16 protein-coding genes are annotated in these 14,043 nt (G+C 62.3%); 1 reads left to right on the top strand and 15 read right to left on the bottom strand.

The annotated features are described in order from the left end of the window. Positions 1-9 precede the first annotated feature (9 nt). From REH59_RS11145 to REH59_RS11090, 12 genes are all read right to left on the bottom strand, one after another. A complete protein-coding gene (locus REH59_RS11145) occupies positions 10-348 on the bottom strand; it encodes a phage tail protein (protein ID WP_014859834.1) in 339 nt (112 codons plus the stop codon). Then, positions 348-3,809, bottom strand: a complete 3,462-nt coding sequence (locus tag REH59_RS11140) for a phage tail tape measure protein (protein WP_014859833.1) — start codon at positions 3,807-3,809, stop codon at positions 348-350. The genes REH59_RS11145 and REH59_RS11140 overlap by 1 nt, the downstream gene beginning before the upstream one ends. 3 nt (positions 3,810-3,812) lie before the next feature. Beyond that, the gene (locus REH59_RS11135) at positions 3,813-4,064 is read right to left on the bottom strand and encodes a DUF1799 domain-containing protein (RefSeq protein ID WP_128573615.1); all 252 of its coding nucleotides are present in this window, start codon (positions 4,062-4,064) and stop codon (positions 3,813-3,815) included. A gap of 62 nt (positions 4,065-4,126) precedes the next feature. Then, positions 4,127-4,510: a phage tail assembly chaperone gene (locus REH59_RS11130; protein WP_014859831.1), complete on the bottom strand. Its 384-nt coding sequence runs from the start codon at positions 4,508-4,510 to the stop codon at positions 4,127-4,129. Between the two features lie 9 nt (positions 4,511-4,519). Further along, positions 4,520-5,179, bottom strand: coding sequence for a phage tail protein (locus REH59_RS11125; protein WP_014859830.1), 660 nt, complete (start codon positions 5,177-5,179; stop codon positions 4,520-4,522). A gap of 39 nt (positions 5,180-5,218) precedes the next feature. Then, positions 5,219-5,647 carry a phage tail terminator-like protein gene (locus tag REH59_RS11120; RefSeq protein WP_014859829.1) on the bottom strand — a complete coding sequence of 143 codons (429 nt, stop codon included), beginning with the start codon at positions 5,645-5,647 and terminating at the stop codon, positions 5,219-5,221. Next, positions 5,644-6,318, bottom strand: coding sequence for a hypothetical protein (locus REH59_RS11115; RefSeq protein ID WP_014859828.1), 675 nt, complete (start codon positions 6,316-6,318; stop codon positions 5,644-5,646). Before REH59_RS11115 ends, REH59_RS11120 begins: the two co-directional genes overlap by 4 nt. 1 nt (position 6,319) lies before the next feature. Then, complete coding sequence (locus REH59_RS11110) at positions 6,320-6,712, bottom strand: hypothetical protein (protein WP_014859827.1); 393 nt, start codon at positions 6,710-6,712, stop codon at positions 6,320-6,322. Between the two features lie 3 nt (positions 6,713-6,715). Beyond that, on the bottom strand, positions 6,716-7,093 hold the full coding sequence (locus tag REH59_RS11105) for a hypothetical protein (protein WP_014859826.1): 378 nt from the start codon (positions 7,091-7,093) through the stop codon (positions 6,716-6,718). Positions 7,094-7,096: 3 nt separating this feature from the next. After that, the gene (locus REH59_RS11100) at positions 7,097-7,537 is read right to left on the bottom strand and encodes a hypothetical protein (RefSeq protein WP_014859825.1); all 441 of its coding nucleotides are present in this window, start codon (positions 7,535-7,537) and stop codon (positions 7,097-7,099) included. Between the two features lie 47 nt (positions 7,538-7,584). Next, positions 7,585-8,562, bottom strand: coding sequence for a major capsid protein (locus REH59_RS11095; protein WP_014859824.1), 978 nt, complete (start codon positions 8,560-8,562; stop codon positions 7,585-7,587). Positions 8,563-8,565: 3 nt separating this feature from the next. After that, positions 8,566-9,339 carry a hypothetical protein gene (locus REH59_RS11090; RefSeq protein WP_014859823.1) on the bottom strand — a complete coding sequence of 258 codons (774 nt, stop codon included), beginning with the start codon at positions 9,337-9,339 and terminating at the stop codon, positions 8,566-8,568. 152 nt (positions 9,340-9,491) lie between these two features. Here REH59_RS11090 and REH59_RS11085 point away from each other — a divergent pair, with 152 nt between their 5' ends. Beyond that, positions 9,492-10,082 (top strand): hypothetical protein, encoded by a 591-nt coding sequence (locus tag REH59_RS11085; RefSeq protein ID WP_014859821.1) that lies wholly within the window; start codon positions 9,492-9,494, stop codon positions 10,080-10,082. On the opposite strand, the gene REH59_RS11080 is transcribed toward REH59_RS11085, so the two are convergent. Genes REH59_RS11080 through REH59_RS11070 form a run of 3 tightly spaced genes read right to left on the bottom strand, consistent with a single transcriptional unit; the run spans position 10,079 to position 14,041 of the window. Continuing rightward, entirely contained in the window at positions 10,079-11,173 is a 1,095-nt protein-coding gene (locus REH59_RS11080) for a minor capsid protein (protein ID WP_128573614.1), read from the bottom strand. The two genes, REH59_RS11085 and REH59_RS11080, sit on opposite strands and share 4 nt — an antisense overlap. Then, positions 11,100-12,551, bottom strand: a complete 1,452-nt coding sequence (locus tag REH59_RS11075) for a DUF4055 domain-containing protein (RefSeq protein ID WP_014859819.1) — start codon at positions 12,549-12,551, stop codon at positions 11,100-11,102. Before REH59_RS11075 ends, REH59_RS11080 begins: the two co-directional genes overlap by 74 nt. Beyond that, positions 12,551-14,041: a hypothetical protein gene (locus REH59_RS11070; RefSeq protein ID WP_014859818.1), complete on the bottom strand. Its 1,491-nt coding sequence runs from the start codon at positions 14,039-14,041 to the stop codon at positions 12,551-12,553. Before REH59_RS11070 ends, REH59_RS11075 begins: the two co-directional genes overlap by 1 nt. Between the last annotated feature and the right edge of the window lie 2 nt (positions 14,042-14,043).

The following is a 14,043-nucleotide window of genomic DNA, read 5'->3' as shown; positions in this document are numbered from 1 at the left end:
GGTGGTTCCTTACGGATGAAATGCCCGCTCGAAAGTGGCGGCAACCTTGAATCGCCCGCCACCCACCGGGGTAGGCTTTGGATCCTTGCAGGTAAACAGCCCCAGATCACCGAGCGGCGTAGACCAAAGAAAGGCCTTGGCGCCACCGTGCCGGTCGAAGAACTCCATTACCTTGCGGACCTGAGCCTTCGTGCCGGTAACCGTGATGGGGTAGCTGTCTTCCTTGTTATTGGGTCCGTCGCCGACAACCTGTCGATACCCGCCGCCGAAGCGTGACTCGCGGGTTCGGTAGCTGATCTCCGGCGTTTCCCCGCGCTGGGTTGGCCAGCTGAATTTTTCGATGGCCATCAGCGCCTCCCGCTGGTATTGCGATGGCTGACGCCACCTGGACGCCATGAGTCAGCGACCGCTTTCTCGGCAGCCATCTGCATTTGCTTCTGCATGTTCTGCTGGAGTAGCGCTTGATCGAGTTGCATGCCCTCGCTACTCCTGTCCTCCACCACTATGCTAACCGGCGCGGACACGCTGATCGCCGTTCCACCGCTACCGCCACCAACCGCCATCACTCCAAGCTGGCCGCCTGCCGTTCTCGTAAGGGGCATGACAGCCTCGTCACCAGCCTCTCCCATCACTCCCAACTTGCTACCGGCTATGCCGAAAGCGGTCGGAGTGCTCACGATGGAGTTGGTGAAGGCGCCACCATTGGCGAATAGTTGAACGCCGTTCGACCAGGCGCCACCCAACGCCTGCGGGAAGTAGGCGCTGGAATAGCCGGCCTGCGACGCGCCAAGGTTGGACGACACCGCACCTGCAGAGCCTGCCTCCATGCCGTTACCGGTGCCGCCGCCGAAATAGGCAGAAGCAGCCGATACGCCCCAGCTCACTAGACTTCCCAGCAGGCCAGAAGCAGCCTGCTGTGTCGCGATACGAGCCATATCTGCCAGCACCGACTTGGTGAAGTCCGCGAACGAGAACTTGCCGGTCATGGCGAAGTTCACAACCGCATCCTCCATCGAGTTGAACGCATTCGTGAACAGGGACCTCGTCTGCCCGGCGACATCCCGGGCCTGGTCCAGGTAATTCTGGAAGGCCGAAGACGCCCCCTTGCGCCAGTCGCCTTGGGCGGCGGTCATCTGGTAGTAGTTGGCGATGGTGGATTCCTGCAGGTCCTTCTCGGTCTTGTTCAGGGCCGCCAACTTCTGGTTGTACTCATCAAGGCTCATGCCACGAGAGCCATCACCGTACTGATTGGCCAGATCCAGTCGCTGCTGGTTCATCCGATCAGTGATGCCGTTCTGCTGATCCTGCAAGCCGCGCTGGCGGTCGCCGAGCCCAAGGCCATCAGCGGAGCGCTGACCCTGTAGCCTCAGCGCCAGGGCCTGCTGGTCAAGGGCGTCGGTGTAAGTCTGCACTGCTCTAGCCTGCTGGGCCAGCCGGCCCTGCTCATTGGTCGCCAGCACTGATAGCTCTGTATCGGCGCCCTTCTGAGCCTTGACCATAGCGGCCCGGGCATCGGCGATCTTCTGGTCCAGCTGGATACGCTGCTGGGCGCTGGTACTGCTTCGCCCCTTGGCCTCCTCCAGCGCCTTGATCTCTGCCTCGTAGGCGTTCGTGACCTCGGCCTTCTGCTGCTCGATGATCGCAGCGCGTTGGGCGGTATACGACTCCTGTGAGATAAGCCCGGCCTTCTGCGCCGCATCCAGCTCTTTCTGATGATTCTTGTACTCGGCCAGGATGGCGCTCAGCGCGTTCTTCTGGTCGTTGAAACCTGAGAGGTCGACCGATCCTGTCCGGCCGGTCGTATCCTTGAACTGCTTGGCGATGTCGGCCTGCACCCGGGTGATATTCTCGGGCTTCAGCCGCTCATCATTTGGGTTGACCTTGCGGATGGCGTCTAGGGACTTGCTGTATTCCTTCAGCGCATCGGCCCGCTTCTCGGCGTTTGTCCTAGCGGACTTCTCCAAAGCGTCGATCTTGCCGATTGCAACTACAGCTGCCTGTTGCTGCTGGGCGTCCAAGGCGCGGGCGCTGGCGATTGCTGCAAGCGTGTCACGTTGCTGGATAAGCCCCTTCAGCTCAAGGCTAGCGTTGGTCAGCTTTTTCTGAGCATCGCTGTCATCTGCATCGGCATTCACAGCGCTCTGTGCCGCAGCGACCTGGCGCTGCAGGTCGACGATCCGACTCGCGATGTCCTGGTCTCGACCAATGTTCTTGACCGAATCGACCGTGGCAGCAACCTCGCCACGTAGCGCCTTCCAGCCGCGCTCCCAGATGGAAAGGTTCTCAGTGACCTCCTTGCTGCGGTTCTTGATGGTGTCGACGTAGGTGTCGGTGAGCAGCTTGGCGGCCCCGATGGTGTCGCCCTGCTCCTTCAGCGCAACGATCTGCGAATAGGTCGAAGCCGTCAGGAAGTTGTACTGCTCGTTGAGGTCTTTGGCGGCGGCCACCGGGTCTTTGCCGATCTTCACGAACTCGGCAACGGTCTCCTCGACTGCCTTGCCGGTCGCCGAGCGCCACTCTAGGGCAGCCTCAGTGATCTCGACGAAACTCTCGGAAGCGACCTTGCCGCTACTGGCCAACTGGGTAAGCACTTCTGCTGCGGCGCCAGTGGTCCCAACAGTGGCCGCTACCTCGCGCGCCATGCCGGAAAGCCGGTCCGACGTCGTGCCGGCCGCGTTGCCAGTGGTGATCAGCGCTTTCTGAAAACCGACCGCCTCTTCGCTGCCCGAGTAGTAGGCATATCCGAGCACGCCGACCGCCGCCGCTGCGACGGTGAACGGGTTCACCAAGCCAAGGACGTAGCCGCCCAGCGCCTGAATGGCTGGGCCCACGCCGCCGAACATGTCCTTGAGCTGCCCGCCCTGCTGCAGTAAGACTTGGAGCGGAGCCTGGCCACCCTGCAAGGACACCATGATATCGGTGAACTGGGCCGGTACGCCGCGCAGTGCTGCTGCAGTGGCCTTGGCCGTCATACCCGTCTTGTTCAGTGCAATATCGGCGCCGCCCAATGCGGTGCGCGCCTGGTCGATCTTCGCCTGGTACTCGCCGAAGGTCTCCGAATCGAGAGCGCCGCTGGTGCGGAAGCCCTTCAGCTTTTGCTCCATCTGATCCAGCCGGCTCATAGCTGCGACGGTCGGGTCGATCTTGCCCAGCAGCTCTTCCAGCACCTGGCCTTCTTCCCGATGCGCGCCGGCTGCCTTCTTCGCCGCCTCCGCCTGGCGCTTTTCTGTGGCAATGAGGGCCTGGGCCCGGCTGTTGATGGCAGCCTGCCGACTTGCGCTGTCGGACAGGACAGCGTTCGCCTGGGAAGTGACCTCGGCTGTATGCTCGGTGGCCCGGTTGAGCGACTGAATGTACTGGCTGGCCTCCATCGAGGCTTTGGCCACGGCCAGAATCCTGGCCTGCTGCTCGTCGGCGGATTCGGCAGCGCGCCGGCCGGCTTGGGCACCGGCATCTGTGGCACTGGTCAGCGTTTCCTGAACCTTACCCGCCTGAGCGGCTTCGGCTCGGAACGCCCCCATATTCGCTGCGGCACTGCTAAACGCCGTTGAGGCACTGGTAACAGCGCGCCCCACGGTGGCCATCTGCTGCGCCAGCTCGGCCTGCTTGGCGTTGAGTGACTGCAGCTCCTGGACGATCTGGCGGGTGTCACCTTGCAGGCTGCCCAGGGCAGTCTCCCAGGCGCGCCCAGTTCGCCCTGCCGACTCCTCGCTGCGCTTGCCGGCGTCCGTCAGCTGGTCGAGGTTATCCTTGGCCTCGACAGCATCGCCGGAGTCGATCTGAAGACCGAGAGAGGCAATGGTGGTCATGATCTACTCCATGGATTCGGCCATGACGGCCAAGGCCTCAACCTCCATGACGCGGAGGTCGGGAAAAATGTCGGTGAGGTCGCGGCGCTTGATGCCGAGCATCGAGGCTGTTGCGGGGATGGCGGTGTAGTCCAGGCCAGACGGGCCGCCCGCTCCAACCCGCCACTGCGTGCCCATCGCGTCGAAAAGCCGAAAGGCTGGCCAAGCGTCAGGCCAAACCTCCACTTCCTCTTCAGGAATGTCAGCCAGGGTCAGCCCCAGCGGGGCCAGTTGCTCGGCAGATGGCCCACGCTCATAACAGGCCCGGGCCGCCGCCCTCAGTTTCCCAATCGGGCCGGGCTGTAAGCAGCTTGGAAGGCGTCGATGACGGCCTTAGGTGCACCCGTGCAGGTACGGACCAGCTCGAGGATCGCCTTCTGACTGAACTTGTCCTCCAAGTCCCACCCTGTGACGATTTCGCCCAGTTGCTCGGCCTGCAGAGCGATTTCGCCAGCGGTCACCTCTTCCCACGTAGCGTTGTCGGCCCTGGCCTGCTCCGCCCAAGCGTCGCGAGCCTTGTTCCAGCGATCAAACATGCCGGCCAGCGTCACGCGATCCATATAGCGGAACTCGAATTCCACCGGCACTGGCTCTCCACCGATTCGAGGAACCTGCACCTCGGCAATGAACGTCGGGTCTTGCGCGATTTTGATCTTCGCCATGGGGGCTCCTTATGCGCCAGCCAAGTAACGGACCGGACGCGCCGACAGCGCGATGCTGATGGTGCGGGTCATGAGGTTGTTACGCTCCATCGTCGGGGTGGTGGTGATACTCACGTAACCCGGGTAAAGGATCTGGTCGCCATTTGGCAACTTCAGGCGCACCACGGTCAGTTCCTTGCTATCGCCATAGGCCTCGACCAGGCCCACGTAGGCAGCCGCAGGCTGATCCTCGACAGTGATCGACAGCGTGATCGGGTTGCGATTGGTGGGGAACTGGCGATCGTCGTCGTCCTCCAGGTACCCGACCGTGAGGTACTGCTGCTCGCCGCCCGAAGAGGTGAAAGCGGTTACCTTCGAGATCTGAGCCCAGTTGGTCACCGGGATAACAGAGCCCACACCCGACCCGGCGGTGTATTTATCGGTGTTGGTTGTGTTCAGTCCAGCGAGCGAGAATTTGTCGGCGGCAACACTGGCCGCCCGGACAGCGCGGTCGTTGATCAGCGACCAACCTGAGCTGACGACTAGAACATCGCCGTTCTTAATGGTGTGTCCTGCCGCGCTGGCCACAGGCGGCGCAGCGTTGGTTAGAGCGGTGTAGGCGACGGCAGCGGCGAGTACGCTAGCGATTTCCAGCACGGAGCCGTTCGGCAGCGGGAAGCGTGCGGCCATGGGTTGTTTCCTCTTGAAAGCCCGCCAGGCGGCGGTTGGTTATGCCCCAGCGGGCGATTGGTCCGCGACACCGCGGTAGGTGAAGCTGGCCGGCACCGTGTAGGTCGCCGACTCGGGGATGCTTGGGCCTTGGTCAACTGGCTCGGTGACCATTCCCTCGAAACCGTTGCGGCTGAGCTTAGAATTGACATGAAACAGGGCGCTGAGCTCATCTACCAGCGATTCGGCGGTCACCAAGGCCTGGCCCGCCGGGCAGGTGATGCTGACTTGGTAGATTCCGGTGTACTCGTAGGCCTCGCCACCCAAGTAACGGCAGATGGTTGCCCCAGGCAGCTGGTAAGCCTGCAGGTATGTTTCTCCCGGCAAGGCCTCGAAACCCTGCTCGAAGTTCGCGACCCGGATCGGGCGCCCCGCAGCCCAGGCCATCAGCTTGATCTCGATGGCCTGGCGGGCTCGTGCATGGCTCATACGCTGTTGTTCCTGATGGCTTCGTCGACGATGCGCTGGAAGTTGGCCAGGGTGACCCGGACCATACCGGCCGGTGCCTGCATTGAGTGGCCGTATTCCAGCGGGATGGCGTACGCCAGGTTGTTCACGATGTAGGCCGTCTGGCCGATGGTCAGCGCGTGCACCTGGGTGATGAGCGCGGTAATGGCTTCGCTGCCCGACGGGTCGATGCGGTCGAGTTCTTCGGTAGCTGGTGAATCGATGGAGAACTGCCAGTTACCCCGGAACCGCCCGCCAACGTATCCCTGGCCGACAACCAGGCCGTTCACAGCGAAGTTCTGCTCGCGCTCGGTCTTGGTGAGGGGCTTGGCGTACTTCACACCCTTGCGCAGCCTGCCGGCCTTGGTGAAATTGTCCTGATTCAAGTTGATCAGCGTGTTCCGCACCGCGACCTTGAAGTCATAGTCGTCAGCAGCCCTGTTGGCCTTGGCCCGGTGAGCCACGTTGGCTGCCCATAGCTCCGGGTTGCCTACCGGTGACATGCGGATGACGCTGCTGCCGATCTCGATCACGATTTCGCGGAAGGTCGCGTCCAGGGCTTGCTCCGCCTGTTCTGCGAAGGCCCGTATGGCCTCAGCGAAACCGCCCTGCTGCCCGCCGTATCGCTGGGCCATGTGTGAGCCGCGCGCCATGTCACTTCCTCAGCTGAAGGGTCCAAGTCGCCCGGGCTGGGTCCTCGGACACATTAAGTACGCGGTAGCCGCTTACCTGGTCGCCGATCTTGGGCGCCGCCGGGACATCGGTGACAGCGCCGGCCTGCCCCTCGAGCAATTCGTTCTGGAGCACCAGCAGCTTCACGTCCTCAGTCTGTATGCGCGAGCCGTCGATTTCCTTGGCCAGGTAGCTACCGAACACACCGCGCCCGGCGTAATGGAAGGTTGAGGCCGGGACGGTGCCGCCGATCTCTGGGTCATATCCGCCCTTGACTGTGCGACTCCCTGCAACAGGCTTCACCGTGTCTGCTAGGCCGTCCGGATCATCGAACGCTTCCGACAGCTCCGCCTGGAGTTCTTCACGCATGCCCATGGGTCATATCCTCTTGAGCACAACGGTGCCGGCGCGGCGGGCCCAGGGGGCGATGAGGTCGAGAGCGAAGTTCTCACCAGTCGAGCGATCGACAGACCCCGCGACGTAGGTCTTGCTGATCGATGTGCCAGCCTGGGCCGACACGGTCTTGCTCTGCACCTCGCGTTGGGTGTCCTTGTATAGCCGGCCTGCCGCAGCCAGCTTGGCCACCTGCGCGCCGGCACTCACGATGGCGTCAGGCACCGGATCTGGCACCGCCCGCTTGATCTTGGCCGTCAGCCAGGCGTTGGCCATGGCCACGGCAAGGACCGCATCACCAGTGCCAGCCCAGTCCTGCCCGAGATTCTCGTCTACGTCGGCAACGGTGATGAAATCGGTCATGGCTTATTCCTTCGGCGGAATGAGGGCCTGCAGTTCTGGCTTGTTGAGAGCGGGATCGAAGGTAATGCCCTGAGCCGTCAGCCATTCCTTCAGCTCCGGGACCTTCATCTTGTGAGGATCGGTCTCGGGATCGCCGCCACCCTCCTCCTCAATCGCCTTGTCGATCTCCGCTTGGCTGCTGACCGAGGCGTAGCCGTTCGGTGGGTATGCCGACGCCTTGTAACCCTCTCCCACCCACTGAGCCACGGTAGGGCCATCCAGGCGCAGACCTTCCTCGATCTCGCTCACGCTGATGCCCTGGCGCTGGTAGGCCTCGCCGATGTGCGGGGCATCGCCCTGCACGGACACCGAGGTAGCGCCGTCGATCACGCCGAAGAACTGGTCCAGGCGGCGATAGCAAGTGCCGCGCTCGCTGCCCGGGGTGTTGGTGTAGATGACTTTCATGCTGGTCTCCTGCGCAGGGCCCCAGGACGGCGCCCCGCATCATGCGGTCAAGGGGTCGCGGTGCCGCTGATGACCGCGGCGAACGGAACCTGCTTGCGGTCGAACACTCGCTTCCAGTTGGCCGCTGAAGCGTACTGGACGGCGCTCGGGCTGAGGTTGCGGTTCTCGCTGCCCTGCCAGCTGAAGCCAGCCGGTTGCAGGATGAAGGTCTTCCGCTCCCACAGGACTTCGGCGCCCCCGCCATTACCGCCGCCAGGCTTGCGCTCCAGCTCGACCGGTTTGGTCGGATCGCCTTCGCCGTAGCCGAATGCGCCCTGGCCCAAGAACAGCGACAGATACTGGCCCGGCGCGTAGGTCAGAGCGTCGTCCATGAATACCGGCTTGCCCAGGTAGGTGGCCAGGATGATCTTGCCCTGCGAATCGCGCAGGTACTCGATCATGTCCTGCTTAACCATCTGGTTCATGACGACCGAGTGCACGCCGATAGCGGCGAACATGTCGGCGGCGTCACCGGCGGTAAACGCGGCGTCTTGGAAGGCGTTGGCGCTGATCGAGGCGCCCGCGTCTTTGACCATGTCGCCGCCGTTCTGGGCGATGTTGGCAGCGATGATGCCGCGGCCGGCGCCCATCAGGTAACGCTGCCATTGGCGAGTCCAGTAGGTACCGAAACGGTTGCGGATGTGCTGCATCGGCTCGGAGTTGGCCAGCTCTGCAGCCAGGTCGGAGACACCGTAGCCTTTGTTGAGGTACAAGGTCCGGGCGCGCATGCTGCCCTGCTCGGCCTTGCCAACCTCGCCCTGGTCATCCGGATTGTCGTTGGAAATGTTCGGCGCTTCGTCGGCGTCCAGATCCTGCCAGTAGCTGATCTCGGACGTGCCCTGGCCGTTCTTTGCGATGTCGTCGAGCGTGGCCGAGCGAGTGATGATGCCCGACTCAAAGACGGCGGTTTTCTCTGGGGAATTCACCGCTTCCAGAGTGCCGTAGTAGTCGGAAACGAAGATGTCCGACAGTTGGGTAGATGCCATGGGTTAGGTTCCTCGGGTGGCTTGGAGTTTTTTGAATGCGTCGGGGTTGTCACGAGCCATCGCAGCGCGCTCGGTCTCGGTGTACTCGCCCCATTTCTTCGTGGCCTTGCCACCGTTGTCGCCGGTCTGCCCGGCGCCCTGAGCCCTTGGCCACAGGTGGGTTGCGGTTTCGCGCAGCGATTCCGCCCATTCGAGGGGAGACAGCGGGGTCTTGCCGTCCTTCCCGTACACGACTTCGCCGGCACGGTCAGTGGCAATGGGCTCGCCGTCTTCGCTCAGTTTGAAGGTGCCGCGGGCGCGGAGGATGATGTCCTCGGCAGCCTCGGGCAGCGCGCCGGCCTTGATGGCGGCTGCGCGGATGGAGTCAGCCAGCACCTTGTCGCTGTACTTGGCAGCAAAGGCTTCGGCCTTGTCCGCACGCTCGTTGGCAGCCTTGACCTGCTTATCCAGGTCAGTGCGCAGGCGCTCAGTGCGGCGGCTGATGACTTCGTCCAGCTTGCCCTCGGCGATCAGCTTGGTCTCTTCGTCCTGCCCGGCCTTTGCCAGCAGGTCCTTGACCGCCTCGATGTCCAGGCCGTCGAACTGACCTTTCAGTTTGTCCAGCTCGGCCTTGATAGTCTTGTTGGAGCCGATCAACTCGGTGTTTTTGGACTTGAGGCCCGAGACCTCACCGTCCAGGAATTTCTGAACCTCTCCGCCCAGCGCTGCCTTCAGCGCGGCGGTTTGGGTTTCGTCGAGGGTGAGACCGTGGGCGGCCGGGTCGAAGTCAAAAGGCATGTGGCTATCCCCTGGGGATTGATTGGCCCACCTGGCGGGCATGAAAAAGCCCCGCGAGTGCGAGGCCAAGTTTTAGATCTGTGATGTGAGTTCAGATATCGGGCAAATAGTGATGGCAGAATGCCTCCCATCACTTCATTTAGGATCAACACATGAAGATCGAAACGCTGAAGAATCTAGCTCGCACGAGTTATGCCAAAGCTCTAGCCGCTCTCGGAGTAGTAGCGACCATCGCCACGATTTACAGCGCGGTGCATGAGTCTGGCCCCGAGCACAACCCAGCATTCTTCGGACGCTGGGACAGCACGTACGAATATCCCGTACCTGGCGGCAAGTTCACATTCAGCGGCATCACGGAATTCTTCCGAAACGGCCATTACAACGTAAATGGCACATTCAAGTTTTCAGGTGAAACCGGCGGGAAAGAGTTCGCCGCAGTGATGCCCGCTCGGGGCGTTGGCACATGGACTGCTGACGATGATTTCCTCACCTTCACTTTGAGCGGAATGAAAACGGAGCCAGGTCGATACAAGTTCGGTGATATGGAGTTACCAATTCCTACGCTAGAGCAGATCACCGGTCGTTACCTTCCCGACCTGAATCAACAGTACCTGTCGGGAACCACAGGAGAGGTGAAGATCATCTCTCAAGAAGAAGGGAAGATGGTTCTCCAAGGAAAGGATCCGGCGGGAAATCCGTTTACCTATATCAGTTCACGTCGTGACGGCCTGTTGACGAACTAGTCGATGCCCGCCCTCGCAAAGGCCAATGGCTCGAACTCCTTGAGCTGGTCGAGCGTCAGCGGCTTGAAGTTCTTGTCCAACTGGAGCGCGGCGAAGCGTTCAGCTGTCAGGCCGCCATTGCGGAACAGCTTGCCGCGCACAGGGCCCAGCGCGGCGTCCTGAAACGCCGCTGGCTGCGTTTTGAGCCACTGGTAGTAGCTGAGGCTTGCCGACACCTGCCCGCCGCCGTCAGCGCCCACTGCTGCCCTCGTCGCGCCTTGCCCGAATAACGCCGACAACCGGGTGATCGGCGTGATGGTGGTACGGCAGTGAATGTGGAACGGAGGCACAGGCCCCTTGCCCATCTCGTATTCGCGCCCATCCAGGCTGCGGCACTGCACGCTGGTCTTCCGATCAAGGGTGGCGACGATCCGATAGCCAGGCACCACCTCGGCGTTGGCCTTGAGTGTCTCCATGCGCGCCGTGGTGGCTACATGCTGAACTGCGGTCTGCACCACAGCCCGGGCGCTTCGGTTTGTGACCGCCAGCACGCCGTCTGTGAAGTTCTGCGCGGCTGTGCCTCGTATAGCTTGGGTGATTTCGGCGTTGGTCTGGCCCTGGATGACACCCATCCGGATGGCGTTGGTGATCCTGTCCGCCTCGGCGCGCGTCCAGCCGTTCAGGAAGGGCTTCAGCAGCTTGCCGCCGTCAACCCCGGCAACTTGCAGGGGCTGTGTGTTGATCGCCGCCCTGAGCAGCGAGTCTGCAGGCATGACCGCATCGATCAACAGCGCCTTGGCCAGGCTGCGGCCTTCGAATGCCGCCTCGTACTGGGCAATGTCCACCAGATCGGACTGCATCCGGTCGCTGAAGGCCTTGTAGATCCCCAACAGCTTGCCGCTCACCCGGCCCAGAAACTCCTCCAGCCGGCTCCGGGCATAGGAGCTCAGCTCGTTGCGGGTTAGCTGGTCGCGGACATGGCTGTCAGCTCTACGAAGGTAGGTTTCGAACTTCTTGACCTCGCCCGCCTTGAGACGCTCAAGCAGTACCGAGTGGCGGCTTACCTGCTCCAGCAGCTTCTCGTCCGCTGCCTGCTCCGGTTTCTTCGCCATCGTCTTTGTCCAAGTTGACGCCGCCCGCGCCGTGGTCGTCGCCGATTAGTTCGGCCTCTTCGGCGTAGGGGTGCTCAGGCAGCTTTCCAGTGGTGAGGTACTGCCAGTAGGTTTCGGCGCTGATGGTGCCGGCCATGACACTCTTCTGCAGCTCAGCCAGCACTTGGGCGTCGATCTCTGGGATCACGAACTCAGGCTTGACGGTGAAGACCACGTCATCAGGGTTGTACCCAGTCCACTCCGCTGCATACCGGAGGGCTTGCTCGATGGCATCCGCCGCAGTGATGACGATGCTGTGCAACGTGGCGTGTTGGTCGTTCTGGCGAGTCTTGCGGGCCTCGCCCGACTCAGTGCCCGACACGTCCATGACCTTCGCACCGGCTTCGAGCGCGGCGTTTTTCTGGTCCTCCATCGCCGTACGCACGGCCTGGATGCCGGCGCCCTGGAACTCCAGATAGCCGCACGAGCCGCTTGGCCCCAGATCCCAAGCCGCCGACGGACCGGTCACGCTGAGCTCAACGCTCTCGTCCAGGCCGGACACCCATGGCTGCGGGTGGCTGGTCTGGTGCAGCGCGGTGAAGTAGTCGGCGCTGAGCTGATAGGACTTGAGCGCGGCTCGGGCCATGGTCAGTAGCGGGATCTCGTCGACGTCCGGCGAGTTGTCGGTGGAGCCGCAATAGATGACTGGGATATAGTCCAGGCCGCGCACCAGGTTGTTACTGCCATCGACAGTGCCCAGCGGGCGGTCGTCCTCGATCAGCTCGCCGGCCTCGTTGCGCACGCCAGTACGACAGACCGCACCGTCCATGTAGAACTCGCGGTAGACCGTCTCGCACTCATGGCTGTAGCGGTCCTGCTCCTTGCGCCTGAATTCGCGGAACACGGACAACACTAGGTCCTGGCGGCCGCCTTGGTCGGCAGTGTCCCAGTTGATGGCGTTGCGCACCGCGTAGGTGGCGAAGTACGGTTGGCCCTTGTCATCGATGTTGACCACTAACGGCACCCGGCCATGGGAAATTGCCTGGCGCACTATCCGCAGGAACAGCTGGGTTAGGCCGAAGCCGTCAGCCGTGGCGTTGTCCTCCAGCCCCTTCAGCCCCGCTGGCAGCTTCACCTCGGGTATCAGCCGCGAGACCAGGCCCATCATCGACCGCAGAGAATCCCGCACCCAGTGTTCGTACTGAGCCCGGGCGGTGTAGTTTTGGTAGAGATAGGCATTGCCGGCGCCGTCCAGCTTCTCGGCCTCGTTCATGCCACTGGGCTTGGGCAGGTTACGCGGGCTGCGCTTGATGGCGCCCTCGCCCTCCAGGGCATCGTCCATCATCCGCCACTCTTCGATGTGAGCGTCGTAGTCTGGGTTGGTGGATTGAACAGGCATTACGCCAAACCTCCGATGCGGCGGACACCGCCTGTGCGTTTACGTCGCGCCATGGCAACGGCGAAATAGCGGAACCCGTCAGCCGGGTGGGATGACCAGTCGTGAAGCGGTTTGTCCTTCCAGCACCCGCGCTTGTCGTCCCACTCCTTGCGGTAGCTCTCCAGGGCGGCGATGCCCTCGCTGCACTTGGCCTCGTCGAAGGCGCAGTTGGGCAGGATTTCCCGTGCCTGCTCGATGCCCTCGTCCACGCCGAGCTTCGGAACCACCTGGAAGGTCATGCGGTACTTCTCTCCGTCGATCTCGTAGCCCTCGCGCGCGAGCTCGCGCCGAGTCTTGCCGTCGCTACCAAATTCGCGGTTGTCGATGTCGTGGGGCCCCCAGTGCTCGCCGTAGGTATAGCCACGATCCTTGAGCACCTTCATGTAGTGCCGCAGACCCTCGCCGCTGTTCTGGTAGAAATCGACAACGTGGTACTCCTCACCGACGATCCGGATGAACCAGACGGCCGTGGAGTCGCCCACGCCGATATCCCAGAAGGTGTGCACCGGCAGGTGGCTGTTGTCTGGCAACTTGCCGATGCGCTGGGCGGCGTAGAGCTTGGTGAACTGCTTGGCGTAGTAGGCGCCCTCGATCGTCTGCTGGAATGCCTCGGCAGGGATCGACGGGTATTCCCGCTTCATGTCGTCGCCGAGGGTCTTTTCCTTGGCGCTGTACCAGGCGCGCTGGCCTGGATTGGTGACGATTCCGTGCTTTGCGCTCAGGTCGTCGAAGTACTTGGCCAGGCGATCCGGGATCGTGACGTCGGTAGGGTCCAGCCAGTACAGCGGATTGCGCCACCAGCTGAAGAAGAAGAACTTCCAGTCCAGCAGGCCCAGAGGCACACCGGCCAGCTGCTGCTTCTCTGCGCTCTGCGAGTAATCGAAGAAGTAGCCCGCCCGCCCCTCCGCCGTCGACTCGATCGTAACGAAACACTCTGCGGCGACAGCCTCGAAGGCGCCGGTGACGATCTCTCGGGCTTTGTGGGGAAACTTGGCGCAGATCTTCCCGAACTCGGATACGTGCAGATACCGTAGAGTCCCGCCCCGAAAGGATGTGGACACGTAAAGCGATCCGCCTTTGCTGAACACAAGCTCACCAGCAGCATCGTTGCGAGCAGGGTTAGCAGCGCGTATTTCCTTGGGAAGGTTGTCGTACGCATACTTGACCTTCTCTCGGAACAGCCGCTTGGCGTCGTTCAGTGTGTGGGCGATCAAGGCGCACTTGGCGGCCTCAAATAGCGCGGCATCCAGCTGAACGATGCAGACCAGCGTGGTGAAGCCCAACTGCCGAGCCTTGAGGATGATGTTGCGGGTGTGCATCCCCTGGAAGTAATCGACCTGCTCCTGCGTCATGCGGAAGCGGACCTTTTTGCCCTGCTTGTCCGTAATGAAGTACAGGTTGTTCAGCCGCCAGAACCGGTCCCGTAGCAGTTTCATGTGCTCGGGCTTCATGG

The organism is Pseudomonas sp. BO3-4, assembly GCF_034044115.1.
GTDB lineage: Bacteria > Pseudomonadota > Gammaproteobacteria > Pseudomonadales > Pseudomonadaceae > Aquipseudomonas > Aquipseudomonas alloputida.
This window is presented reverse-complemented; position numbering and strand designations above follow the sequence as displayed.

What these genes read in the sequence shown, in the direction of transcription:
- REH59_RS11145 (WP_014859834.1), bottom strand. Translation starts at nt 348, where the DNA reads ATGGCCATCGAAAAATTCAGCTGGCCAACCCAGCGCGGGGAAACGCCG.
- REH59_RS11140 (WP_014859833.1), bottom strand. Translation starts at nt 3,809, where the DNA reads ATGACCACCATTGCCTCTCTCGGTCTTCAGATCGACTCCGGCGATGCT.
- REH59_RS11130 (WP_014859831.1), bottom strand. Translation starts at nt 4,510, where the DNA reads ATGGCGAAGATCAAAATCGCGCAAGACCCGACGTTCATTGCCGAGGTG.
- REH59_RS11125 (WP_014859830.1), bottom strand. Translation starts at nt 5,179, where the DNA reads ATGGCCGCACGCTTCCCGCTGCCGAACGGCTCCGTGCTGGAAATCGCT.
- REH59_RS11120 (WP_014859829.1), bottom strand. Translation starts at nt 5,647, where the DNA reads ATGAGCCATGCACGAGCCCGCCAGGCCATCGAGATCAAGCTGATGGCC.
- REH59_RS11115 (WP_014859828.1), bottom strand. Translation starts at nt 6,318, where the DNA reads ATGGCGCGCGGCTCACACATGGCCCAGCGATACGGCGGGCAGCAGGGC.
- REH59_RS11110 (WP_014859827.1), bottom strand. Translation starts at nt 6,712, where the DNA reads ATGGGCATGCGTGAAGAACTCCAGGCGGAGCTGTCGGAAGCGTTCGAT.
- REH59_RS11105 (WP_014859826.1), bottom strand. Translation starts at nt 7,093, where the DNA reads ATGACCGATTTCATCACCGTTGCCGACGTAGACGAGAATCTCGGGCAG.
- REH59_RS11100 (WP_014859825.1), bottom strand. Translation starts at nt 7,537, where the DNA reads ATGAAAGTCATCTACACCAACACCCCGGGCAGCGAGCGCGGCACTTGC.
- REH59_RS11095 (WP_014859824.1), bottom strand. Translation starts at nt 8,562, where the DNA reads ATGGCATCTACCCAACTGTCGGACATCTTCGTTTCCGACTACTACGGC.
- REH59_RS11090 (WP_014859823.1), bottom strand. Translation starts at nt 9,339, where the DNA reads ATGCCTTTTGACTTCGACCCGGCCGCCCACGGTCTCACCCTCGACGAA.
- REH59_RS11085 (WP_014859821.1), top strand. Translation starts at nt 9,492, where the DNA reads ATGAAGATCGAAACGCTGAAGAATCTAGCTCGCACGAGTTATGCCAAA.
- REH59_RS11080 (WP_128573614.1), bottom strand. Translation starts at nt 11,173, where the DNA reads ATGGCGAAGAAACCGGAGCAGGCAGCGGACGAGAAGCTGCTGGAGCAG.
- REH59_RS11075 (WP_014859819.1), bottom strand. Translation starts at nt 12,551, where the DNA reads ATGCCTGTTCAATCCACCAACCCAGACTACGACGCTCACATCGAAGAG.
- REH59_RS11070 (WP_014859818.1), bottom strand. Translation starts at nt 14,041, where the DNA reads ATGAAGCCCGAGCACATGAAACTGCTACGGGACCGGTTCTGGCGGCTG.